This is a genomic window from Afipia massiliensis, assembly GCF_001006325.2.
In the GTDB taxonomy this organism is placed as follows: Bacteria; Pseudomonadota; Alphaproteobacteria; order Rhizobiales; family Xanthobacteraceae; genus Afipia; species Afipia massiliensis_A.
On the sequence record NZ_LBIA02000001.1, the window covers coordinates 2,453,026 to 2,475,763 of the forward strand.

20 protein-coding genes and 1 tRNA gene are annotated in these 22,738 nt (G+C 60.4%); 12 read left to right on the forward strand and 9 right to left on the reverse strand.

Annotation, left to right across the window (positions count from 1 at the left end):
- Positions 1-43: 43 nt before the first annotated feature.
- Both YH63_RS11710 and YH63_RS11715 read right to left on the reverse strand, forming a co-directional pair.
- Complete coding sequence (locus YH63_RS11710) at positions 44-1,312, reverse strand: cytochrome P450 (protein WP_046827454.1); 1,269 nt, start codon at positions 1,310-1,312, stop codon at positions 44-46.
- Between the two features lie 78 nt (positions 1,313-1,390).
- Entirely contained in the window at positions 1,391-2,662 is a 1,272-nt protein-coding gene (locus YH63_RS11715; protein WP_046827453.1) for a cytochrome P450, read from the reverse strand.
- A 275-nt stretch (positions 2,663-2,937) separates the two neighbouring features.
- Between YH63_RS11715 and YH63_RS11720 the strand changes: the two genes are divergently transcribed.
- Both YH63_RS11720 and YH63_RS11725 read left to right on the forward strand, forming a co-directional pair.
- On the forward strand, positions 2,938-4,419 hold the full coding sequence (locus YH63_RS11720) for a methyl-accepting chemotaxis protein (RefSeq protein WP_046827452.1): 1,482 nt from the start codon (positions 2,938-2,940) through the stop codon (positions 4,417-4,419).
- Between the two features lie 262 nt (positions 4,420-4,681).
- Complete coding sequence (locus YH63_RS11725) at positions 4,682-5,854, forward strand: isovaleryl-CoA dehydrogenase (protein WP_046827451.1); 1,173 nt, start codon at positions 4,682-4,684, stop codon at positions 5,852-5,854.
- Between the two features lie 141 nt (positions 5,855-5,995).
- On the opposite strand, the gene YH63_RS11730 is transcribed toward YH63_RS11725, so the two are convergent.
- Together YH63_RS11730 and YH63_RS11735 are read right to left on the reverse strand one after the other, a co-directional pair.
- The gene (locus YH63_RS11730; RefSeq protein WP_046827450.1) at positions 5,996-6,811 is read right to left on the reverse strand and encodes a DUF2927 domain-containing protein; all 816 of its coding nucleotides are present in this window, start codon (positions 6,809-6,811) and stop codon (positions 5,996-5,998) included.
- A 241-nt stretch (positions 6,812-7,052) separates the two neighbouring features.
- A complete protein-coding gene (locus YH63_RS11735) occupies positions 7,053-7,625 on the reverse strand; it encodes a L,D-transpeptidase (protein ID WP_046827449.1) in 573 nt (190 codons plus the stop codon).
- Between the two features lie 461 nt (positions 7,626-8,086).
- On the opposite strand from YH63_RS11735, the gene YH63_RS11740 reads away from it, so the two are divergent.
- The 3 genes from YH63_RS11740 to YH63_RS11750 all read left to right on the forward strand — a co-directional run bounded on the left by YH63_RS11740 (position 8,087) and on the right by YH63_RS11750 (position 10,341).
- On the forward strand, positions 8,087-9,634 hold the full coding sequence (locus tag YH63_RS11740) for an acetolactate synthase large subunit (RefSeq protein ID WP_046829571.1): 1,548 nt from the start codon (positions 8,087-8,089) through the stop codon (positions 9,632-9,634).
- A gap of 134 nt (positions 9,635-9,768) precedes the next feature.
- Positions 9,769-9,984, forward strand: coding sequence for a hypothetical protein (locus YH63_RS11745; protein ID WP_046827448.1), 216 nt, complete (start codon positions 9,769-9,771; stop codon positions 9,982-9,984).
- A gap of 195 nt (positions 9,985-10,179) precedes the next feature.
- Entirely contained in the window at positions 10,180-10,341 is a 162-nt protein-coding gene (locus YH63_RS11750) for a Flp family type IVb pilin (RefSeq protein WP_046827447.1), read from the forward strand.
- Between the two features lie 76 nt (positions 10,342-10,417).
- On the opposite strand, the gene YH63_RS11755 is transcribed toward YH63_RS11750, so the two are convergent.
- The 4 genes from YH63_RS11755 to YH63_RS11770 all read right to left on the reverse strand — a co-directional run bounded on the left by YH63_RS11755 (position 10,418) and on the right by YH63_RS11770 (position 14,188).
- A tRNA-Val gene (locus tag YH63_RS11755) sits at positions 10,418-10,492 on the reverse strand.
- A gap of 133 nt (positions 10,493-10,625) precedes the next feature.
- Positions 10,626-11,939 carry a GSU2403 family nucleotidyltransferase fold protein gene (locus YH63_RS11760; protein ID WP_052753826.1) on the reverse strand — a complete coding sequence of 438 codons (1,314 nt, stop codon included), beginning with the start codon at positions 11,937-11,939 and terminating at the stop codon, positions 10,626-10,628.
- A 237-nt stretch (positions 11,940-12,176) separates the two neighbouring features.
- Positions 12,177-13,478, reverse strand: a complete 1,302-nt coding sequence (locus tag YH63_RS11765; RefSeq protein WP_046827446.1) for a hypothetical protein — start codon at positions 13,476-13,478, stop codon at positions 12,177-12,179.
- 137 nt (positions 13,479-13,615) lie between these two features.
- A complete protein-coding gene (locus YH63_RS11770; protein WP_046827445.1) occupies positions 13,616-14,188 on the reverse strand; it encodes a DUF1134 domain-containing protein in 573 nt (190 codons plus the stop codon).
- Positions 14,189-14,309: 121 nt separating this feature from the next.
- Here YH63_RS11770 and YH63_RS11775 point away from each other — a divergent pair, with 121 nt between their 5' ends.
- On the forward strand, positions 14,310-14,819 hold the full coding sequence (locus YH63_RS11775; protein ID WP_046827444.1) for a YHS domain-containing (seleno)protein: 510 nt from the start codon (positions 14,310-14,312) through the stop codon (positions 14,817-14,819).
- On the opposite strand, the gene cysQ is transcribed toward YH63_RS11775, so the two are convergent.
- A complete protein-coding gene (gene cysQ, locus YH63_RS11780) occupies positions 14,813-15,637 on the reverse strand; it encodes a 3'(2'),5'-bisphosphate nucleotidase CysQ (RefSeq protein ID WP_046827443.1) in 825 nt (274 codons plus the stop codon). The genes YH63_RS11775 and cysQ overlap by 7 nt on opposite strands.
- Positions 15,638-15,990: 353 nt before the next feature.
- Here cysQ and chpT point away from each other — a divergent pair, with 353 nt between their 5' ends.
- From chpT to YH63_RS11810, 6 genes are all read left to right on the forward strand, one after another.
- Positions 15,991-16,638: a histidine phosphotransferase ChpT gene (chpT, locus tag YH63_RS11785; RefSeq protein ID WP_046827442.1), complete on the forward strand. Its 648-nt coding sequence runs from the start codon at positions 15,991-15,993 to the stop codon at positions 16,636-16,638.
- A 184-nt stretch (positions 16,639-16,822) separates the two neighbouring features.
- A complete protein-coding gene (locus YH63_RS11790; protein ID WP_046827441.1) occupies positions 16,823-19,531 on the forward strand; it encodes a hybrid sensor histidine kinase/response regulator in 2,709 nt (902 codons plus the stop codon).
- A gap of 11 nt (positions 19,532-19,542) precedes the next feature.
- Positions 19,543-20,013 (forward strand): chemotaxis protein CheW, encoded by a 471-nt coding sequence (locus YH63_RS11795; RefSeq protein WP_019195899.1) that lies wholly within the window; start codon positions 19,543-19,545, stop codon positions 20,011-20,013.
- 73 nt (positions 20,014-20,086) lie between these two features.
- Complete coding sequence (locus YH63_RS11800; RefSeq protein ID WP_046827440.1) at positions 20,087-20,452, forward strand: response regulator; 366 nt, start codon at positions 20,087-20,089, stop codon at positions 20,450-20,452.
- A 93-nt stretch (positions 20,453-20,545) separates the two neighbouring features.
- Entirely contained in the window at positions 20,546-21,721 is a 1,176-nt protein-coding gene (locus YH63_RS11805) for a protein-glutamate methylesterase/protein-glutamine glutaminase (protein WP_046827439.1), read from the forward strand.
- A complete protein-coding gene (locus YH63_RS11810; protein WP_046827438.1) occupies positions 21,718-22,590 on the forward strand; it encodes a CheR family methyltransferase in 873 nt (290 codons plus the stop codon). The genes YH63_RS11805 and YH63_RS11810 overlap by 4 nt, the downstream gene beginning before the upstream one ends.
- Positions 22,591-22,738: the final 148 nt, after the last annotated feature.

Genomic DNA, 22,738 nt, shown 5'->3' on the forward strand with positions numbered 1-22,738 from the left:
CAACAGTAGAAATGGCGATCGTTGCGGGGCGCTGGGTCCGGGCCTACGCGTTGATGCGAACCGGCAGCTCTTCGTAGCCCTTCACAAAGCTCGAGTACACACGCTTGGGCTCGCCGACGACCTCGATGTTATCGAACCGCTTGAGGATCTCTTCCCAGATGATCTTGAGCTGCAAATCGGCCAGCCGCATGCCGACGCAGCGGTGAATGCCGAAGCCAAACGACATGTGGGTCCGCGGCCGGGCGCGGTCGATGATGAAGCTGTCCGGGTTCTCGATGACTTCGCCGTCGCGGTTTCCGGAGACGTACCACATCACGACGCGGTCGCCCTTCTTGATCAGCTTGCCGCCGAGCTCGGTATCCTGCAGGGCGGTGCGGCGCATATGGGCCAGCGGCGTCTGCCAGCGGATCACTTCGGGCACGAAGCTGTCGATCAGCGCATGGTTGTCGCGCAGCTTGTCGTACTGGTCCGGATTCTCGTTGAGTGCCAGCACCGAGCCGGTCATCGAGTTGCGGGTGGTGTCGTTGCCGCCGACGATCAGCAAAATGAGGTTGCCGAGCAGTTCGTCGCGGTTCATGTGACGCGTCGCGTCGCTGTGCGCCATCATCGAAATCAGGTCGCTGCGCGGCTCGGCGTTGACGCGCTCGTTCCACAGGCGCGTGAAGTAGTCGGCGCATTCGCCGAGTTCGCGCAGCCGCTGCTCTTCGCTGTCGTAGATTCCGCTCTTTGGCAACGCGGTCGCAAGGTCCGACCAGCGCGTCAGCTTGCGACGGTCCTCCCACGGGAAATCAAACAGGGTGGCGAGCATCTGCGTCGTGAGTTCGACGGAGACGCGGTCAACCCAATTGAAGGTTTCGTTGCGCGGCAGGTTGTCGAGAATGTCGGCGGCGCGCTCGCGGATCAGGATCGCGAGGCGATCGAGATGCACCGGGGTGAACATCGGCGACACGGTCTTGCGCTGCGGGCCGTGCTTCGGCTCGTCCATTGCGATGAAACTCGGCCAGCTATAGTCGTCGGTGACATCGCGCAGGCTGATGCCGCCGAGCTTGACGTCCGACGAGAAGATCGCGGCGTTGGTGTCGACATGCATGATGTCGTTGTACTTGGTCACCGACCAGTAATCGCCGACCGGGCAGGTCGTGCAGTAGTGTACCGGCTCTTCCTTGCGAAGCCGCTCGAAGTAGGGCCACAGCGTATCGCTGCGGAACAGTTCAGGCGCGCCCGGATGGAATTCCGAAAGCGGCGTTGAATAGGCCTTCTCGCGCGCAGCCTTCTGGCGCTCGTCGCGGGCCATGCTGATCGTTCCGTGCATCGTTCGCTTCCCTATCCCAAGACGTAATTTTCACGGCGTGTCTGACGCCCGATTTTTTATTGCCGGATGTCGGCTTTGCTATGACGCCAGCCGCACCGGAAGGGTCTCGTAGCCCTTGACGAAACTGGAATACACCCGATGCGGCGGCTCTACCACTTCGATATTGTCGTAGCGCTTGAGAATCTCCTCCCAAACGATCTTCAATTGTAATTCCGCTAGGCGAATTCCAACGCAGCGGTGGATGCCGAAGCCGAACGACAGGTGCTGGCGCGGGCGGGCACGATTGATGATGAAACTGTCGGGGTTCTCGATCACCTCGTCGTCGCGATTGCCCGAGACGTACCACATCACGACCTTGTCGCCCTTCTTGATGGTCTTGCCGCGCAACTCGGTGTCCTGCAGCGCGGTGCGGCGCATATGCGCCAGCGGCGTCTGCCAGCGGATGACCTCCGGCACCATGCTGTCGACCAGGGCATGGTTGTCGCGCAGCTTTTGATACTCGTGAGGGTTCTGGTTCAGCGCGTAAAGGCCGCCGGAGAGCGAGTTGCGGGTGGTGTCGTTGCCGCCGACGATCAGGAGGATGAGATTTCCCAGAAACGTCTTGGGGTCCATGTCGCGGGTTGCTTCCGCATGCGCCATCATCGAGATGAGGTCGCTTTTCGGCGCAGCATTGATCCGCTCGTTCCACAGCCTTGAGAAATAGGCCGCGCATTCCTGTAATTCGGCCTGCCGGGCGTCCTCGGACGCGATGATCTCGGTGTTGCCGGGCAGGGCGGTGGCGACGTCGGACCAGCGGGTCAGTTTGCGGCGATCCTCCCACGGAAAATCGAACAAGGTCGCGAGCATCTGGGTGGTGAGCTCGATCGAGACCCGGTCGACCCAGTCGAAGGTGGCGTTACGCGGCAGCGAATCCAGGCACTGTGCGGCCCGCTGGCGGATCGTGCCGGCAAGCTGGTCGAGGTGGGTGGGCGTGAACATCGGCGCGACGGTTTTGCGCTGCGCACTGTGCTTGGGCTGATCCATGGCGATGAACATCGGACGGCGGAATTCAGGCGGCGCATCGCGAATCGTGATTCCGCCGAGGCTCGATTCCGACGAATAGATCTGATGGTTGGTCTCGACATGCATGATGTCGTTGTACTTCATCACCGACCAGTACGGGCCGAACTGGCTGTCCTTGCAGTAGTGGACAGGGTCCTCCTTCCGCAGCCGTTCGAAATAGGGCCAGAATGTATCGTTGCGGAAAAGGTCGGGGTTGCCGGGATCGAAATCCTCGATCGGGGTGGAATAGGCCTTGTCGCGCGCCGCCTTCAGTTCGGAATGCCGCGCAAGATCCAGCGTGCCGTGCATCGCGCGTCTCCCTCAAACCGCTTCCGTGGTTGATCCCGGAGGCTTGCCGTTGGCCGAATTACACCCGCTCGCAAGCGATGAGGCAAGCGACCGCTGTCGTTTGCAGGCCAGGCCGTTTGCCGCGCGAGCCCTGCGGGCTGCCATTTCACCGGGCGCAGAGGTAAAAATATGCGCAACCTGAAGGTGAAAATACGGGAGCCCGCACGCCGATAAAGCTTGGTTAACGGTTTCGGCTTACCTTTGTCGCGTCTCACCCCAGAAAGGGAGCGTGCGAAATGAAGTTGTTTAAGTCCTCTCAGGAACTTACGGCAAAAGTTGACGCGCTGGGCAAATCACAGGCCGTGATCGAGTTTAACCTCGATGGCACAATTGTGACCGCCAATTCCAACTTCCTGAATGCCATGGGATATCGGCTGGATGAAATCCAAGGGAAGCACCACAGCATTTTCGTCGATCCCGAATTGCGCGACCGGGCGGAATACCGCGAATTCTGGGACGCCTTGCGCCGGGGCGAGTACCAGTCGCGCGAGTTTCCGCGTATCGCCAAGGGTGGCCGGCCGATCTGGATCCAGGCCTCGTACAATCCGCTGATGGATCGCAGCGGCAAACCTTACAAGGTGGTCAAGTTCGCCACCGACATCACCGAGCAGAAGCTGAAGAGCGCCGATTATGAAGGCCAGATCGCGGCCATTCAGAAGTCGCAGGCGGTGATCGAATTCAACCTCGACGGCACGATCATCACAGCGAACGAGAATTTTCTGAGCACGCTCGGTTATCGGCTGGACGAAATCCAGGGAAAGCATCACGGCATGTTCGTTGAGCCTCAGTATCGCGATAGCGCCGCCTACCGCGACTTCTGGGATTCGCTGCGCCGTGGCGACTATCAGGCGGCCGAATACAAACGCGTCGGCAAGGGCGGCAAGGCAATCTGGATTCAGGCCTCCTACAATCCGATCCGGGGCGCGGACGGCAAACTCGCCAAAGTGGTCAAGTTCGCAACCGACACCACCGCGCAGGTCGAGGATCGCCTTCGCCGCGGCGAAGTGCAGAAAGCCATCGACCTCGATCTCGGGCAGATCACCGATGCCGTGGCCTCGGCGTCCGAGCGGGTGACGTCGGCAGCGAGCGCATCGACGCAGACATCGTCCAACATGCAGGCGGTCGCGTCCGGCGCGGAGGAACTCGCGGCCTCCGTCGGAGAAATCAGCCGTCAGGCTGCGGATGCACTCAACATCTCGCTGCAGGCAGTACAGCAGGCCAACGAGACCAGCGCCATCGTGTCGGGCCTTGCAATAGCCGCCCAGAAGATCGGCGACGTGGTCAAACTCATCAACAACATTGCCGAACAGACCAACCTGCTTGCGCTCAATGCCACCATCGAGGCGGCCCGAGCCGGCGACGCAGGCAGGGGCTTCGCCGTCGTGGCGTCGGAAGTCAAAAGTCTCGCGACCCAGACCGCGAAGGCGACCGATGAAATCAGCGCGCAGATCGCCGAGGTTCAGGGGACCACGACCAGTGCGGTGAATGTCATCGAGGCGATCACCCAGACCATCTCCCGCATCAACGAGATTTCGGCGGCGATCGCGGCCTCGGTCGAGGAGCAGGCATCCGTGACGCAGAGCATTTCGGCCAACATGCAGGTTGCCGCGAAAGGCGTGACCGACATCAACTCTAATATGAATGACATCGCGGAAGCGACGCGTTCGGTCGATGTTTCGACCCGCAAGGTGAGGGAAGCTTCGCGCGCGCTGGTGTAGCGCCGCCGGCGCTGCCTGAAATTGGCCGCGAAATGTCAGGCGCAAGACATTTCGCGGCAGCGCTTTGCGATATGGCCAGACGGCTGGCCTAGCGATTTTTGCGACGAAGGTGTCATGCCTGACGTATGGCCGTGTGCCACGTCAGGTTGAGTCCGGTCTGTTCCGGTGGTTCTGGCTCTTCTCCCCACACCTCGCCCGTGGCATTGTCCCGGTCAAGCAATGACCGGCTCTGTCAAGGAGCCGCTTCGGGGAGACGACGACAATGATTCCGAACGCGCACAGTATGTTCAACTTCGATCTCGGCGAGACCGCGGATGCGATCCGCGAAACCGTTCGTGATTTCTCAACAAACGAAATCGCGCCGCGCGCCGAAGAGATCGACAAGAGCAATCAATTTCCGCGCGATCTCTGGCCCAAACTGGGCGCACTCGGCCTGCACGGGATCACCGTTGAGGAAGAGTACGGCGGATCGGGACTGGGCTATCTCGAACACTGCATCGCGGTGGAGGAAATCTCGCGCGGTTCCGCGTCAGTGGGCTTGTCCTATGGCGCGCATTCGAACCTGTGCGTCAACCAGATCCGGCGCAACGGCAACGAAGCCCAAAAGCGAAAGTATCTCCCGAAGCTCATCTCCGGCGAACATGTCGGTGCGCTGGCGATGTCGGAGCCGGGCGCGGGATCGGACGTCGTGTCGATGAAGACGCGCGCGGAGAAGAAGGGCGATCGGTACGTCATCAACGGCAACAAGATGTGGATCACCAACGGGCCGATCGCGGAGACGTTGGTGGTTTACGCCAAGACCGATCTGGCAGCGGGATCGCGCGGCATGACCGCGTTTCTGATCGAAAAGGGCATGAAGGGATTTTCCACGGCGCAGAAGCTCGACAAGCTCGGCATGCGCGGCTCCGATACGGCCGAACTGGTGTTCGAGGACTGCGAAGTCCCCGAGGAGAACGTGCTGGGCCATGTCGGGCGTGGCGTCAACGTGCTGATGTCTGGCCTCGATTACGAGCGTGTGGTGCTGGCGGCAGGGCCGCTGGGCATCATGCAGGGCTGCCTCGATGTCGTGATGCCTTACATTCACGAGCGCAAGCAGTTCGGCGAGCCGATCGGCAGCTTTCAGCTCGTGCAGGGGAAAGTCGCCGATATGTATGTGGCGATGAATGCTTCACGCGCCTACGTCTATGCGGTTGCGAAGGCTTGCGATCGCGGCGAGACCACGCGTGAGGACGCGGCGGGCGCGATCCTCTACGCGGCGGAACGCGCGACCCAGTGTGCGCTGGATGCGATCCAGTTGCTCGGCGGCAACGGTTACATCAACGACTATCCGACCGGGCGGCTGCTGCGTGATGCGAAGCTCTATGAGATCGGCGCCGGCACCAGCGAAATCCGCCGCATGCTGATCGGACGTGAGTTGTTCGACAAGACGGCGTGAGCGGATCAACAGTCAATCTATCCCCGTCATGCCCGGCCTTGTGCCGGGCATCCACGTCTTTGCAATAAGATCAACTAAGACGTGGATGGCCGGGACGAGCCCGGCCATGACGATCTCTGGGGATCGCGTATCCGCTAACACCTACTTCGGCAGCTTGTTCACCTTGGCGATCCATGCCCGCACGTCGGGCAGGATCGCTGGCAGCAGTGCGCGAACCTCATCGACCGTCATCCCGGCCTTGATGCGCGGGTCGTAGAGAATGTTCATGATGTACTGGTCGTACACGCCGAAGAATCCCATCGAGACCTGATCGTTGAACATCGTCCACGGCACCGTGTCGGTGTCGTTGATCGGCCCAAGCGATTGCAGCAGCTCCTCGTAGGCGCAATCGAGAAATACGAAGTTGCCGTTGTCGACGGTAAGGATCACATCCGAACGCTGGATCTCGTAGTTCTCGTTCTTGCGGAATCCCGACAGGCACTGCGGGTCCAGCGAGTCGTGGATTTCCTTGGCCTTCTCCGCGCCAAAGAACGCGGTGATCGTTTTTTGAAGATCGCGGTCGCGGACCAGAGTGACGATGGTATTGGCGTCGTCGCGCTTGTCTGTCGTCGCAATATCGAGATGTTGCACCCGCTTTGCGATGTCACCGACAACTTTGCCGATTTGCTTGCGCCGGTCGGGGCGGGCTGAGCCATCGATAAAGATGCGCACCGGCATCTGGTATTTGCGGATACGGTCGATGCGGCCGGCGAGATGATACTCCGCGCCGAATGCAGTCTTCATGAAGCCGTCGATGATCTGGCTGTCGGTGAAAACCTTTTTCTCGCTGCGCTGGCGCGCGCTGATGCCGGGTGTTTCCGCAAGGGCCGATGGCAGCAATGCGGTGTTGAGCGCGAGGCAACCCGCCATGGCGGCGATGCCCGATGTCAGCCGCCGTATTGTCGCGGATGTGTCCATTGCAATTGAGCTAGCCGTCACACCGGCGTCGTGCAAGGGAGTTTGCAGCGCGTAGACAAAATGACAGGGCCGGCCCTAGCGCGTGTTCCGCAAAAGTGGATACCGGTTTTGCGATCAGAACACGCGCTCTTTTTATTCAGAGCATTTTCTGACGGCTAACCGGATTCCACTTAGCCGGAAAATGCTCTAGGGCCGGCCTTTGAACTTGCTTGCTGGCAGATTGGTACCGTTGGGCTCGTGCCTAGTTCTTGACGACGACCGTCGCGCCGACCCGCACCCGGTTGTAAAGGTCGATGACGTCGTCATTGACCATCCGGAAGCACCCCGACGAGACGGCCTGACCAATCGTTTCGGGCTCGTTGGAGCCGTGAATGCGGTAGAGCGTCGATCCGAGATACATGGCGCGGGCGCCGAGCGGATTGTCGGGGCCGCCGACCATGTGGCGCGGCAGGTCCGGGCGGCGGCGCAACATCTGCGCCGGCGGTGTCCAGCTCGGCCATTCCTTCTTCGCGGTGATGCGATGCGTTCCACCCCAGCGGAAGCCGTCGCGGCCGACACCGATGCCGTAACGCAGGGCACGGCCGCCCTCCTGCACCAGATACAGGCGACGTTCCCTGGTATCGATGATGATCGTTCCCGGCGCGTAATTGCCCTGGAAGCCGACCGTGGTGCGCGGAATCGGGCCGGACCCGCCGCTCATTCCACCGCCGCCAAAAAGCTGAAGTAACGGGTTGAACTCTGCATCCGCCATCGCGAAGCCGGTACCGCCAAGCAAGGTCGCGGCGGTCAGAAATACGGTCAAAAGGCGCTTCATTAGAATCCTCGTAAAAGCTCGCCAGACAGTTGTTTGAAATGTTCGCTTGGAGCGTATTGCGTAGGGGTCAGAGGTGCCACGAACTCGCGAGAAAGGCCACAATTTGCCTGCTTTCGCAACCCACGGACGCGTGAATGCCTTCGCGATGGCCCATTATCTGCCTGAGGCGTGACTTCTGCGAGACATGCCCCGCCCGCACGGTCGTGCTGCCGTTCCAATCTACCACGGGCTTTGACGAACTGTCATAAGGATGGTTCATCTGGTGTAGTGGTTCGCAAATCCGCAACATTCTCTCAGCACGGCCATTTGCGGACTTGCGAACCAAAACCACACTAAAACTTTAAAATTCTAGTGCCCTTTTGAATCCGAAGTTCGCCATGGAGGCGTGCTGCAAAATCGGGCGAACTTCGGATTCAGGACACTAGCGGCATCACAACAAAATCTCGAACGGGAGTGAAATGATGAACGGTGCGGAAAGCCTGGTGCGAACATTGGTCGCGGGCGACGTGAATGTCTGCTTCACCAACCCAGGCACGTCGGAGATGCACTTTGTCGCCGCCTTGGACCGGGTCGATGGCATGCGATGCGTACTCGGGCTGTTTGAAGGCGTCGTGACCGGCGCAGCCGACGGGTATTACCGGATGGCCGGAAAGCCGGCATCGACACTGCTGCACCTGGGGCCCGGCCTCGCCAACGGCCTTGCCAACCTGCACAACGCGAAGAAGGCGCACTCCGGCATCGTCAACATCGTCGGACAGCACGCGACCTATCATATCGAATACAATGCGCCGCTGACGTCGGACATCGAAGGTATCGCCCGGCCGATGTCGGCCTGGGTCCGCACCTCGCCGGATTCGAAATCCATCGCGCGCGATGGTGCCGCCGCGATTGCCGCGGCCAGGAGTCATCCCGGGCAGATCGCCACGCTCATCCTCCCGGCAGACACAGCCTGGAACGAAGCCGATGGCATCGCGCAGGTGCCCGAGGACTCGCAGCGCGCCAGCTACTCGCCAAAGGCCGTCGATGAGGCTGCGCGGGTTCTGCGCAGCGGCGAGCAGACGTTGCTGTTGCTGACCGGAAAAGCCCTCACGGACGAAGGACTGGCGCTGGCGGCGCGCATCGCCGGCAAGACCGGATGCAAGGTGATGGGCCAGACCTACAATCCGCGTATGGCGCGGGGCCGCGGGCGCTTTTCCATCGACCGCATTCCCTATGTCATCGAGCAGGCGCTGCCGATCCTGAAGAATTTCCGGCACATCATTCTGGTCGAGACCAACGACCCGGTGGCGTTCTTCGCCTATCCGAACAAGCCGAGCCTGCTCAAGCCGGAAGGCTGCGAGGTTCATCGCATGTGCGAAGCCGGCGAGAATTCGGTCGCCGCGTTGCATGCACTGGCCGACGCGCTCGGCGCCAAGGCGAGCGACGCGAAGCCGCAGCAGCTTGTCGAACTGGCCAAACCCACCGGCGCGTTGACGTATGCATCCATCGCGCAGGCGATTGCGATGGCAATTCCGGAGAACGCCATCGTGGTGGATGAATCCATCACCACCGGGCGCGGCTTTTTTCCGCCGACTGCGGCCGCCGCTCCGCACGACTGGCTGCAGAACATGGGCGGATCGATCGGCTTCTCGACCCCGGTTGCGACCGGAGCCGCGGTCGCCTGTCCGGATCGCAAGGTGATCTGCATGGTTGGCGACGGCAGCGCAATGTACACGCTGCAGTCGCTGTGGACGCAGGCGCGCGAAGGACTCGACGTCACGACGATCGTTTTTGCCAACCGCACCTATCAGATCCTGAAGGGCGAGTTTGCCGGCGTCGATGCCGGCGAGCCGGGCCGCAAGGCGCTCGACATGCTGAACATCGATAATCCCGCGCTCGACTGGGTGTCGCTGGCGAAGGGCATGGGTGTGCCGGCCCAGTCGGTCACGACTGCCGAGGACTTTTCAAACGCACTGACCAACTCGGTGCGCGAAAAGGGGCCGCGACTGATCGAAGTGGTCATGGCATGATCCCGAAAAGCGGGAACCGGTTTTCGGAAAAGATCATGCCGGACATAACAAGATCAGCCTGATTTTACGGAAGGGAACCCTGCGCAAGTCTTCCGCGTTGAACACGTGCAAGAAGTCTTGCCAGGTTTTCCGATATGAGCGTTTTCCATGGCTCGTCATTCAGCCCCGACACCATCGCGGTCATGACGCAGGCGTTTGAAGAGGCGGTCCAGACGCTGCCGTTTCCGGTTGGATCGGCGCGGGTTCAGACGCTGGCGAAAAATATCGTCGAGCTTGCGTCACAAGGCGAACGCGATCCGGAACGCATGAAACTTCTGGCGCTGCTCGCTTTGAAGTCGGCCGAAATTTGATGCTCAACCCAGGCGATGGCGGCGTCTCGCAGAGATGTCTGCGGGTGCAGGTACGCTGCGGCGTGACGCAGGCCGGTATTATGGAAAGGTTTAGTTAAGTCTTCAGCAGCTTCTTGCGGCTAGGTTAGCCGTGGCCTGTCAAGACGGTCGCCTCGCGCGGCGATCACGTGCAAGAATTGCAACGAGGTTGAGCCCATGAAGATGGTGGTTGATTTTATTCGAGACGAAGCGGCTGCGACGTCGATCGAGTATGCGCTGCTAGCGGCGGGCATCGCGGTCGCGATTGTTGCGGCGGTGAATGGTCTCGGCACCACGCTCGGCGGCAAGTACGACACGGTCAAGACCGCGCTGGATTGAGCTCTCCGGCGTGGCCGTCGGTGGCAATGCTGACAACAATCAGGGATGAATGTCTGCGATCGGGTCGTTCGCAGAATGGTGGGCGCACAAGGGATCGAACCTTGGACCTCTCCCGTGTGAAGGGAACGCTCTCCCGCTGAGCTATGCGCCCGGAAACCAATCGTAGCAGCGGTTTAGTACATATTCGACCGCACTCCCGCAAGCCCAAAACCAGCAGTGGCGCAGATAACGTGGGAGGCGATCATAGGTCAGACAAAAGTACGGCGTGCGCGACGTCTGAATTCTCATATATCCGAAGTCTTTATCAGAACGGCGTCGGGTTCTTCGATCGGTGATTTCAAATACTTGTTCCGCGCCATCGCCTCAATTTTCGTCCTGTTTTTGAGGAAAGCCTCTGTTCTCCCGCGCTTGTCGAGTCCGTTCGTTCCGAAGTGATCATCTAACGCCTCGCGGCTGATTGCGCAGACAACCGGCTGCCCAAGTGCCTGTCCTTTAAATTCCACCACATCACGCTGAAAGTCATAACGTGGTGGAGGATTGTTGAAGGTAAGGTCAATCCCGGGAAGTTCAGAACGAAGACTCCTTACGATCTTGAGGGTTAAATCGCGGGTGTAGCCCGGCACATCGCTAAGGCCTTCATCGAGCAATTGGCGCCACTTTGGGCCACGCTTGCGAGCTTCGTCCCACGCCTGTTTCAGTTCGTGCGGGCGCATGTCGGCCAGTGCGCGCAGCAGCGCCTCGGCTTGCTTGATGTCCTTGCCGCGCCTTCCTTCTCCCTCTCGCCGCCGTCGCGAAAGTATGAGCTTGTGAACCGCAAAACGCGCAGGCGCAGGAACCTGAACGTAGATGCCAGCGCCATGCATGATGACAGCAGGTTCGGGTTCATAGATCAGGTAATCAAGAAAACGGAGCGGTTGCGCGTCTGTCTGCAATGCAGGAAGTGATTGCGGTTCACCGGTTTCTCCTCCCTCGTTGGGGGTAAGAAAGTCAACTCTCATTCCGCCGTTGGCCGTATAGCTGGTCACACGTCTTCCATCGACGAGGTGTGGTACTGGCCGGAAGGTCTTGTCGACTTCTTTCAACACGTCGAGGACTGGTGGGGTACTATCTTCAACTGCAACAGAGACAGTTTTGAATTGCGCGATATCGACGTCGCCGGTTTGAACGGGAGCAGTTGGAAGTCTGACACCTAGCATTGCTTGATACGTCTGGAATGCGACTGTCCCCACGATTACGCCACGCAATCTGAAGACGCCCGCTGTAGCGAGTGCTGCTATGATGTTGCCAATATCGGGAACAGGGCGCGGAAGCCCAAATGATCGCACTAGTGTTGATACCAGTGCCCGTCGTTCGCGAATGTCGTCACGCAGTTCTTTGTGACGGTCAATGCGCTCTAGTAACTCTGGCGTTTCTGGTCCGACATATCTTTGAGTTCGGCCTTCGGTTGAGCCTGTTTGAAAATACCAGTACCGCCTCTCCTTTACGGTTTTAGCGATGAATGTGCCTTCTTCTGCGAAGGCTTCACTAAACGCTGCGTTAGCGCATCGATCCAGCAATTCGGCATAAGTCGTCTGCAGTATGAGCTTTGGGGCCGGCATGCTTATCGCTCCTAGGTATTATACTCATTTTGCAATTTGAGTATAACTCAAAAATTGAGCGTGCTCCAGCGGTATACTCAAATTGCGAAATGAGTATAACTAATGGTATACGATTGAAAATACTCAGTTTTATCGCTTGTATTCGAGGGCGGCCTATAACGGTCGCGCAGCGCCCGTGGAACTCGCGTTAAACCGCCATCAGAACGTGATCTTGTAGGTGAAATGCGGTGGAGCAAACTACCCCGGCTGGCGGGCCCGTGAGGCATGGGCCTGCAGCGCCCGAATCCGCTGGGCCAGCGTGCCGCGCGCCTCGGTGACGGCTCCATTCGGCGCCGCGCCGTTGGAGACCGCGCCGCTCGCCGTCGTCGCTTTGACGATCGCGCTGATGGCCGGCTTCTGCTCTTCCGACGCCAGAATGGCCTCGATCGGCGAGTCCGGACCTTCGAGGGTCACCGCGAGCTTTGCGACCTCAGCGGCGATGTCGTTGATGCGTTCCCGCAGCAGCGCATTCTCCATGCGCTCGGTGGACCAGGAACTTTCGGCCTGCTGCTGAATGAGATTAATCTCTCGTTGAACCTTGGCGCGTTCGTCGCGGGCGACGGTGAGCTGTTCTTCGAGCGCGGTCTTCTCCGCGCGAAGCTTGTCCATCGCGGAGGAGTTGCCGGTGCCGGCCGCCATATCCTCGCGCAGTTTCTGCTCGGTCTGTTTCGCGGCTTCGGCCTGCTGGCGAAGCAGGTTGTTCTCGTATTCGCGCTCGGCGAGGATCTTGCCCTGCAGCGCCAGGCGATTTTCGAGATCGGTGACGCGGGTGGAGAGCATTTCGGTTTCTTTGGTCTGCACAACCAACTGGCGATCGAGGTCGCCGACCCGTCCGCTTAGATTCTCGACCTTGCCGCGTGCGTCGCTCAGTTCGCGTGTCGCGATCTCCGCTTCGTTGCGATGGTCGGTCAGGCGCCGCTGGCTGCTGGCAACTTCCTTCTCGGCGTCGTTGACGCGGTTTTGCAGCGCTTCGATCTGGCTGCGAACCGCGAGCAGTTCGATCTGGCGGCTTTCCGACGTCATCGAGCTCTGGGAGAGTTCGCTATTGAGCTTTCCGAGATCGGCCTGCTTGCCGGCCAGTTGCTGCTCGGCTGTGCGCAATGATTGCGTTTTGGCGGTAAATTCTTCTTCCGTCGCGCGCAGCTGATCCTTCAGCGCCTTCTCGCGCGCTTCGAAGGCGAAAATCGCGGCGTTCTTTTCGCTGAGTTCGATCTTCAGGCGATTGATTGCGTCGGATTTCTTGCCGAGTTCGGCGAGCTGGCTGGAGGTTTTGTTCTTGAGCTGCTCGACGCTCATTTCGAGCCTGCGGGCCGACATCGCGAATTCCGCGCGCAACTGGTCCTTGTCGGCCTGGATCTCGGCCATCGACAGCGGCGTCGCCGCCTCGAGGCGCTTGGTCGTCAGCCGTACCGCGCGGTTGTGCACCAGCGGCGTGATCATCAGACCGAACAACATCGAGACCAGAAAACCGATCGCCAAATACATGATCGGTTCGACCATATGCGTGACCCCTGCATCAGAAATAACTGTTTTTACCATGCCCGGGGGGCGTGGAAAAAGCCAGTGGGACAGCGCGTTAACGTGAATCCGCTGGCGGCTCGATGGCCGCCGGTGATGGTCCGGTCAGGAGCGAGGGATCAGAAGGGATTCCAGGTCGCGCGGGGCGTGAACTTCAGATAGCCGATATTGGCGCCCAGCCGCAGACCCACGCCGGACCGGATCGGAACCAGCACGATGCCGTTCGCCGTCAGCGCCGTCATGCCGAAGCCGCCGATGATGTAGGCCGAGCCGTCGATGCCGGCGAAGCGCTGATAGATCGCGTCGGTGGCCGGGAGGTTGTAGACCAGCACCATGGTGCGCGCGCCGTCGCCGCCCCAGTCGAAGCCGACCGACGGGCCCTGCCAGTAGACCCGCAGGTCGCCGGCGTTTTTGGTGTAGAGCGTGCCTTCGCCGTAGCGCAGGCCGGCGACGAAAGCGCCGCTGCCTTCCTCGCCGAGCACATAGCCGTTGGGCAGGCCCCACTGGCTGACCGCCCGCTCGATGACCGATGCCAGTCCGCGGGACACGCCGCCGAAGAATCGGTGACCTGCGCCGACCAGTTCGTCGGGACCATAGCTATTGGGCGCGGCTCGCTGCTGGGCCGAGGCCGGCATTGCCAGGGAAATCGTCGCTGCAAACACCAGCGCCGCGATACGCGAAGCAAAGGTCATGAAAGAACCCCTTGGACCAACAGATGGCCGAGTTTCATAGCCATCGCTTAACGCCTTGCTGAGAAGCAATGGCTTAAGCTCCGGTCCCACGTCCCCGACTCGATTGTTATCAGCATCAACTATGACGGCACGGCGGCAGGAAAATAAAGGGCGGCACCTTAGAATCGCCTGTGTTGCGGTATTGGCCGGGGCTGTGAGCCCCGCTGGACCGTATGCGGGCGCATGGGCGGCGGTCACCGAACGGGTGGTTGTGAACCGCCACAGTGGCCTTGCCATCGATGGTTTCGATCCTGTGGCCTATTTCACCGATGCTGAGGCTATGAGGGGAGAGCCGGACATCGAAGCATCCAGGGCCGGGGCCGTCTGGCGTTTTCGGAACGCTGCCAATCGTGCCGTTTTCCTGGCCCATCCGGATATCTACGGGCCCCGCTTCGGAGGGTATGACCCCGTCGATGTGGCGCAGGGCAAGGCCGTCGCAGGGCGGGCGCAGTTGTGGCTGATTTCAGGCGAGCGGTTGTACCTCTTCAGCCGTGAAGACAACCGCAATGCCTTTGCAGCCGATCCGGAAGAGGTCCTCAAACGCGCCAGCGCTAAATGGCCGGCTCTGGTCGAGAGCCTTTCAAATTATTGACCCGCCACCGCCGGATCGCCCCAGGCGATGAACTCAGGAACCAGAAAGTCCTCGCGGGCTTCCCCGAAGCAGAGGTCGGCGCCCTTGCTGTCGGTTATTTTCCCCCCTGCGGCTGTTACAACCGCATGGCCGGCGGCGACGTCCCATTCCGACGTCGGGGACAGCCGGGGATAGATGTCGGCGCCCCCCTCGGCAACACGGCCAAATTTGACCGCCGAACCCAAGGCTTGTCGGATCGCTCCCGGACGAGCCGAGATAAAGGCTTCGGTCCGCTTGTCTCCGTGGGACCGGCTGACAGCCACGATCCAGGCGCCGCCGGGACCGGGATGACGACGGGTATGGATCGGCTGGCCAGCACGAGCCTTGCCATCCTTGGTCACGAGCAGCCGTTCCGCTCCCTGGCCCACAAGTCCGCGCCAGACCAGCCCCAGGGCGGGGGCTGCAATAATTCCGAGCAGTGGCTTGCCGTGGGTGATAAGCGCGACATTGACGGTGTATTCGTCGCGACCGGCGACGAACTCCTTGGTGCCGTCCAGCGGATCGACCAGAAAAAAGCTGTTCTTGTAAGGGCGTGCCGCCAGGTCGGTGCGTTCCTCCGACAGCGCCGGAACACTCGGCAAGAGTTTGTTCAAGCCTTCGGCGATGATGTGGTGGGCCGCCATGTCTGCTTCCGTGACGGGAGATCCGTCGGATTTGCCCGTGACCTGCATCGTGGAACGGCTGACCGCGAGGATCGCGGCTCCCGCCTGGACGACGATGTCCGTCAGCGGCTCCATCAAGCGGGCAGCGGCGTCACGGTCGATTGCGGGGGTGGTCATCGGTGGGTCTCAATTGCGTACATATCGGCTTCAATCCGCTGTGGTTGGTGTCGAGTGTAGTGGTTCGCAAGTCCGCAGCATTTCTACAGCGCGTTCATTTGCGGACTTGCGAACCAAAACCACACTAGAATCATAATCTTCTAGTGTCCTTTGAATCCGAAGTTCGCTACGGAAAGCGCTGTAGAATGAGGCGAACTTCGGATTCAAGACATTAGGTCGGTGGCAGCGAGCCCAACCGCAGTGTATCAAACCATAAAGCATGTGTGATTCGCCGCGTCAGCACGCTGCGGCTGATCGTCAGCGCGTGATCACAGGAAATCGCCGAAAAATCCCTGGAAAATCCGAGGAAGTCCATGTCTGGCACGTCAACTCCCGGTCTTACACCTGATGCTCTCGAACTCGCCGCGTTGATGTGCTCGCGCGTCTGCCACGATCTCATCAACCCGGTGGGCGCGATCGTCAACGGGCTTGAGGTGTTCGACAGCAGCAACAAGGAGGACGACAAGGAGTTCGCGCTCGACCTGATCCGCAAAAGCGCGAAATCGACCTCCGCGCGCCTGCAGTTCTGCCGCATTGCTTATGGAGCCGCGGGATCGGCAGGGTCGCAGATCGATCTCGGCGAGGCCCAGAAGATGACGCGCAATCATCTTGAGGACGCAAAGACCAAGATCACCTGGAATTTGCCGCATGTGCTGATGGCGAAGAACCGCGTCAAGCTGCTGCTGAACATGTTCGTGATCGCGCAGCAGGCCATTCCCCGTGGCGGTGAACTCACCGTCGATCCAATCGGCGAAGGGGATACGATGGGGTTTCGCGTTCGTGCCGCAGGCACCAACGCGCGGGAGCCGCAGAACGTCGCGGCGCAATTGAATCTCGACAATGCCGGGTCGGTGTCCGCGCATGCGGTGCAGCCCTATTACACGGCGCTGCTGGCGCAGGCATGCGGGCTAAAGGTGTCGCTTGTTGCTGAAACGGACGCTGTCGTCCTCACCGCGTCCTAGTTGTATCTTCATAAACTCTTAATGAACTGATCCCCGGCGGTGCCATCCTCCGGGGGAACGCCTTAGCGTCTTATTCAGCGCGTTCTTTTCCAAACGCTCAACCAATATTAAACGCTTTGCGTCGAGACTGTGTGCATTCCGGGAGGCGTGTGTTGCGTGCCCGTTTGCGCGAAGGCTTGATTTTATGGACGATCTGCTGCGTGAGTTTCTGACCGAGACCAATGAGAGTCTCGATACGGTCGACAATCAGTTGGTTCGCTTCGAACAGGATCCGAACAACGCGAAGATTCTCGATAATATCTTCCGGCTAGTTCATACCATCAAAGGGACCTGCGGCTTTCTCGGATTGCCGCGTCTGGAAGCGCTCGCTCACGCTGCCGAGACGCTGATGGGCAAATTCCGTGACGGAATGCCGGTGACCGGCGAGGCCGTCACGTTGATCCTGAGCACGATCGACCGCATCAAGGAAATTCTTGGACAACTCGAGGCCACCGAAGCTGAGCCCGAAGGCGCCGACGTCGACTTGATCGACGCGCTTCACCACATGGTCGAGCAGGGCATGGCCGCTATGGCAGCGCCTGCACCTGAAGCCGCCGCTGCCAAACCCGCCGTGACGGTGGGCGCCGCGGTCCCGCAGACACTTGAGCGCGAATTGCGGCCTGGCGAGGTTTCGCTGGACGAGCTCGAGCGCGCATTCCGCGAGACGGAGACGGAAATTTCCGCGCCGCCGCTTGCTCCAGTCGAGCAGCCGGCTCCGATAGCTGAAGCTCCCAAGCCTGTCGCAGCCAAGCCAGCCGCGGCGAAGCCGAAGAAGCCCGTCATCGAGAACGAGACGGCGGAGGGCGACAAGATCGCCAACCAGTCCATTCGCGTCAACGTCGACACGCTCGAGCACCTGATGACGATGGTGTCCGAGCTGGTGCTGACCCGCAACCAGTTGCTCGAGATCAGCCGGCGCAACGAGGATTCCGAATTCAAGGTGCCGCTGCAGCGGCTCTCCAACGTCACCGCCGAGTTGCAGGAAGGCGTCATGAAGACGCGGATGCAACCGATCGGCAATGCGTGGCAAAAGCTGCCGCGCATCGTGCGCGACCTGTCGAGTGAACTCGGCAAGCAAATTGAATTGGAGATGCACGGCGCCGATACCGAGCTTGACCGCCAGGTGCTCGATCTGATCAAGGACCCGCTGACCCATATGGTCCGCAACTCGGCCGATCACGGCCTTGAGCCGACGGCCGATCGCGTCGCCGCCGGCAAGCCGGAGCAGGGCACGATCCGCGTTTCCGCCTATCATGAAGGCGGTCACATCATCATCTGCATCGCCGACAACGGGCGCGGCCTGAACACCGAGCGTATCAAGCAGAAGGCCGTTCAGAACGGTCTCGTGACCGAAGCCGACGTCGAGAAGATGACCGAGGCGCAGATCCACAAGTTCATTTTCGCGCCGGGCTTCTCCACGGCAGCGGCGGTGACGAGCGTGTCGGGCCGCGGCGTCGGCATGGACGTGGTGCGCACCAACATCGATCAGATCGGCGGCACCATCGACGTGAAGTCGGTGCCGGGCGAGGGCTCAAGCTTCACCATCAAGATTCCGCTGACACTGGCGATCGTTTCCGCGCTGATCGTGGAAGCCGCCGGCGATCGCTTCGCGATTCCGCAATTGTCGGTGGTCGAACTGGTTCGCGCGCGCTCCAATTCCGATCATCGCATCGAGCGGATCAAGGACACGCCGGTGCTGCGGCTGCGCAACAAGCTGTTGCCGCTGATGCATCTGAAGAAGCTGCTCAAGATCGACGACGGTGCGTCGATCGATCCGGAGAACGGCTTCATCGTGGTCACGCAGGTCGGCAGCCAGACGTTCGGCATCGTGGTCGATGGCGTTTTCCATACCGAGGAAATCGTCGTCAAGCCGATGTCCACCAAGCTCCGTCATATCGGGATGTTCTCGGGCAACACGATTCTTGGTGACGGCGCCGTCATCATGATCATTGATCCGAACGGCATTGCCCAGTCGCTGGGTACAGCGGCGGCGTCGCACAGCGAGATCGCAGACGAGAATGCCGCCGCACGCGCGAATTCCGATGTTCAGCTCACATCGCTTCTGGTGTTCCGGTCCGGCTCGTCTCAGCCGAAGGCGGTGCCGCTGGCGCTGGTCACACGACTGGAAGAGATCGCCGTCGACAAGATCGAGCTCTCGAACGGTCGCCATATGGTTCAGTACCGCGAGCAACTGATGCCGCTGGTCGAGATGGAAGGTGTCACGATTCGCGAAAGCGGCGTTCAGCCGATTCTAGTGTTCGCCGACGACGGCCGTTCGATGGGCCTCGTGGTCGACGAGATCATCGATATCGTCGAGGAACAGTTGAGCATCGAAGTGGCCAGTACGCGGGAAGGCGTGCTCGGCTCTGCCGTGGTGAAGGGGCAGGCGACCGAGGTGATCGACGTCGGACACTTCCTGCCGATGGCGTTCGCCGACTGGTTCAGCCGCAAGGAAATGCGTCTGTCCGCAACCGCTCAGACAGTTCTGCTGGTCGACGACTCCGCCTTCTTCCGCAACATGCTTGCCCCTGTTCTGAAGGCCGCCGGTTATCGCGTGACCGTGGCGCAAAACGGACAGGAAGGGCTCGCAGCCCTGCGTTCGGGCAATTCGTTCGACGTCGTGCTGACGGACATCGAGATGCCCGAGATGAACGGTTTCGAGTTCGCCGAAGCGATCCGTGCGGATCGGCGAATGGAAGCAATGCCGATCATCGCGTTGTCGTCGGTCGTCTCTCCGGCGGCCATCGAACGCGGCCGCCAGGCAGGTTTCCACGATTACGTCGCCAAATTCGATCGGCCGGGATTGATCGCCGCTCTGAAAGAACAGACCGCTGACGTCAAGCAGGCGGCGTAAGGAACATGACAATGGATGCAAATGTTGAAGGCGCTGATCGCGGGATCACGGAATACGTCACTGCGATGATCGGCGGACAATTGTTCGGACTGCCGATTTCGCGCGTTCAGGACGTCTTTATGCCTGAGCGGCTGACGCGGGTGCCGCTGGCGTCGGCAGATGTCGCCGGTGTTCTTAATCTTCGCGGCAGGATCGTCACGGCGATCGACATGCGCGCGCGTCTCGGTCTGGCGAAGATCGAGGATGGCCGGCCGCCGATGGCGGTAGGCGTCGATCTGCGCGGCGAATCCTACGGCTTGCTGATCGACAGCATCGGCGAGGTTCTCAAGCTCGCGGACGACAGCCGCGAGGTGAATCCGGTCAATCTCGATCCGCGCATGGCGAAAATGGCGGGCGGCGTCCATCGGCTCGACGGACAATTGATGGTGGTTCTCGACGTCGACCGCGTTCTGGAAATCAATCCGGATATGATGGCGGCCTGAAAATAATTCGGGAAGTAACGCATAAGGTTCCGTGATCGCCAGCCCGCACGGGTACCGAGGAAAAGAGGCTAAGATGAAAACATGTCTGATCGTTGACGATTCGAGCGTCATCCGGAAGGTCGCACGGCGTATTCTGGAGGGGTTGGATTTCCAGATCGTCGAAGCAGAGGATGGCGAGAAAGCCATGGAAGTCTGCAAGCGCGGAATGCCGGATGCTGTCCTGCTCGACTGGAACATGCCGGTCATGGATGGCTACGAGTTCCTCCGCAACCTGCGCATGACGCCGGGTGGCGACAAGCCGAAGGTGGTGTTCTGCACCACCGAGAACGATGTCGCTCACATTGCCCGCGCGCTCCATGCCGGTGCCAACGAGTACATCATGAAGCCGTTCGACAAGGAAATCGTGACGGCGAAGTTTCATGAGGTCGGTCTGATCTAGTGTCTTGAATCCGAAGTTCGGTTCTGCGGGCGCTGCATCCGGATTGAGTTGCGTAAGTTTGTTGCCGTTCGGTTGCGTAGAGTTGGTTATCTCATGAGCGTTGCAGTCTTGACTCCTCCCGGCTCGTCCGCACAGCGGCACGAGCCGCTGCGCGTCATGGTGGTAGATGATTCCGCCGTTATCCGCGGGCTGATTTCCCGCTGGATCGAGGCTGAGCCCGATCTGACGGTCGCAGCGTCGATCCGGACCGGGCTGGATGCGGTCAACCAGCTCGTGCGTGTCGATCCCGATGTTGTCGTGCTGGATATCGAAATGCCGGACATGGATGGCATTTCAGCGCTGCCGCTGCTGCTCGAGAAGAAGCGGAATCTCATCATCATCATGGCCTCGACCCTGACCCGCAGGAACGCGGAGATCAGCTTCAAGGCGCTGTCGCTGGGCGCCTCCGACTACATTCCAAAGCCCGAGAGTACGCGCGAGATGTCCGCCGCGGATATCTTCAAGCGGGACTTGATCGAAAAGATCCGCCATCTCGGCGCGCGGCTGCGCCGCCCAGCTGTGGTTGCCAGTCCGTCATTGTCTCCGGTTGCGCAGCCTGCGCTTGCACGGCTGCCAAAGACATCATCCGGCACAATGCCGGTGGTTGCCCAACCCAAGCTGATGCTGCGGCCGTTCAGCGCGAGCGCTCCGCGCGTACTCCTGATCGGATCATCCACTGGCGGCCCGCAGGCGCTGATGAACCTGGTGGCCGGCATCGGCCCCGTGATCGACCAGTATCCTGTCCTGATCACGCAACATATGCCGCCGACTTTCACGACCATTCTCGCGGAGCATCTAACGCGCGCGAGCGGACGTCCTGCGCACGAAGCGATTGACGGCGAGCCGGTCAAGGCCGGGAAAATCTATCTCGCCCCGGGCGGCCGTCATATGCGGGTTGCGCGCTCCGCTGCTGGTCCCGTCATCGCGCTCGACGATGGACCGCAGATCAATTTCTGCAGGCCGGCGGTCGATCCGCTGTTCTCGTCGGCCACCGAGGTCTGGCAGGCCGGGATCCTTGCCGTGGTGCTGACCGGCATGGGCTCGGACGGCGCGCAGGGCGGCAAGGCCATCGTAGCCGCTGGCGGCAATATCATCGCGCAGGACGAAGCGACAAGTGTCGTGTGGGGCATGCCGGGTGCCGTCGCCAATGCCGGGGTCTGTGCAGCGGTTCTGCCGCTTGATCAGATCGCTCCCAAGGTTGTTCGAGTGTTTTCAGGAGTTCGCGGGTGACCCCACTGGATTACGAGTTTCTGCGCAAACTTCTGAAGGATCGATCAGGATTGTTGCTGTCGTCCGACAAGCAGTATCTGATTGAGAGCCGATTGCTTCCGCTTGCGCGCAAGGCCGGTCTTTCCGGCATCGGCGAGCTGGTTCAGAAAATCAAAACCGGCGCGGAGCCGTTGATCGTCGATGTGGTCGAGGCGATGACCACCAACGAGACGTTTTTCTTCCGCGACAAGGTGCCGTTCGACCACGTTCGGGATACGGTTCTTCCCCAACTGCTGAAGGTGCGTGCCAACCGGCGCAGTCTTCGGATCTGGTGCGCAGCGTCGTCCACGGGCCAGGAGCCTTACTCGCTCGCGATGCTTTTGAAAGATGCGCTGCCTGTCGGCTGGCGCGCGGAAATCGTAGCTACCGATCTGTCTCTGGAAGTTCTCGAGAAGGCGAAAGCGGGAATTTACAGTCAGTTCGAGGTCCAGCGCGGGCTCCCGATTCAATTGCTGGTGAAGCACTTCAAGCAAGTTGGCGACGTCTGGCAGCTTAACCCTGACATCCGCGCCATGGTCCGCTATCAGCAAGCCAATCTGCTGCAGGATTTCTCCTATCTCGGGGTTTTCGACATCATCTTCTGCCGCAACGTGCTGATCTATTTCGATCAGCCGACCAAGATCGATGTGTTCGGCCGCATGCAGAAAATGAACGAGCCGGATGGCTTCTTGTTCCTGGGCGCGGCGGAGACCGTGATCGGATTGACCGATGCGTATCGGGCGTGTCCCGATCTTCGTGGTGTGTATGCCCCGAATCCTTCGCGAACGTCATCGCCGTCTCTGGTGCCGGGGATGGGATTGCGCGGCCAGAAGGCGTTTGCCGCAAGCTGACCGCGCTCGCTTCTCGGCGACGATCCTGCGTAACGGTGTGGGGGATGAGCAGCTGAAGGCTGCGCGACCTGTACCGTGAGCGAATTGAAACCTGGATGGTTGCGTCCGGCATAGCCGGACCTCTTCATCGCTCGATTGGATGGCCGCG

Excerpts from the sequence above, each read along its gene's own strand:
- YH63_RS11745 (WP_046827448.1), top strand. The coding sequence starts at position 9,769 with ATGAGCGTTTTCCATGGCTCGTCATTCAGCCCCGACACCATCGCGGTC.
- YH63_RS11805 (WP_046827439.1), top strand. The coding sequence starts at position 20,546 with ATGAGCGTTGCAGTCTTGACTCCTCCCGGCTCGTCCGCACAGCGGCAC.
- YH63_RS11750 (WP_046827447.1), top strand. The coding sequence starts at position 10,180 with ATGAAGATGGTGGTTGATTTTATTCGAGACGAAGCGGCTGCGACGTCG.
- YH63_RS11735 (WP_046827449.1), bottom strand. The coding sequence starts at position 7,625 with ATGAAGCGCCTTTTGACCGTATTTCTGACCGCCGCGACCTTGCTTGGC.
- YH63_RS11760 (WP_052753826.1), bottom strand. The coding sequence starts at position 11,939 with ATGCCGGCCCCAAAGCTCATACTGCAGACGACTTATGCCGAATTGCTG.
- YH63_RS11710 (WP_046827454.1), bottom strand. The coding sequence starts at position 1,312 with ATGCACGGAACGATCAGCATGGCCCGCGACGAGCGCCAGAAGGCTGCG.
- YH63_RS11730 (WP_046827450.1), bottom strand. The coding sequence starts at position 6,811 with ATGGACACATCCGCGACAATACGGCGGCTGACATCGGGCATCGCCGCC.
- YH63_RS11740 (WP_046829571.1), top strand. The coding sequence starts at position 8,087 with ATGAACGGTGCGGAAAGCCTGGTGCGAACATTGGTCGCGGGCGACGTG.
- YH63_RS11765 (WP_046827446.1), bottom strand. The coding sequence starts at position 13,478 with ATGGTCGAACCGATCATGTATTTGGCGATCGGTTTTCTGGTCTCGATG.
- YH63_RS11720 (WP_046827452.1), top strand. The coding sequence starts at position 2,938 with ATGAAGTTGTTTAAGTCCTCTCAGGAACTTACGGCAAAAGTTGACGCG.
- YH63_RS11715 (WP_046827453.1), bottom strand. The coding sequence starts at position 2,662 with ATGCACGGCACGCTGGATCTTGCGCGGCATTCCGAACTGAAGGCGGCG.
- YH63_RS11790 (WP_046827441.1), top strand. The coding sequence starts at position 16,823 with ATGGACGATCTGCTGCGTGAGTTTCTGACCGAGACCAATGAGAGTCTC.
- YH63_RS11770 (WP_046827445.1), bottom strand. The coding sequence starts at position 14,188 with ATGACCTTTGCTTCGCGTATCGCGGCGCTGGTGTTTGCAGCGACGATT.
- cysQ (WP_046827443.1), bottom strand. The coding sequence starts at position 15,637 with ATGACCACCCCCGCAATCGACCGTGACGCCGCTGCCCGCTTGATGGAG.
- chpT (WP_046827442.1), top strand. The coding sequence starts at position 15,991 with ATGTCTGGCACGTCAACTCCCGGTCTTACACCTGATGCTCTCGAACTC.
- YH63_RS11775 (WP_046827444.1), top strand. The coding sequence starts at position 14,310 with ATGACGGCACGGCGGCAGGAAAATAAAGGGCGGCACCTTAGAATCGCC.
- YH63_RS11800 (WP_046827440.1), top strand. The coding sequence starts at position 20,087 with ATGAAAACATGTCTGATCGTTGACGATTCGAGCGTCATCCGGAAGGTC.
- YH63_RS11725 (WP_046827451.1), top strand. The coding sequence starts at position 4,682 with ATGATTCCGAACGCGCACAGTATGTTCAACTTCGATCTCGGCGAGACC.
- YH63_RS11795 (WP_019195899.1), top strand. The coding sequence starts at position 19,543 with ATGGATGCAAATGTTGAAGGCGCTGATCGCGGGATCACGGAATACGTC.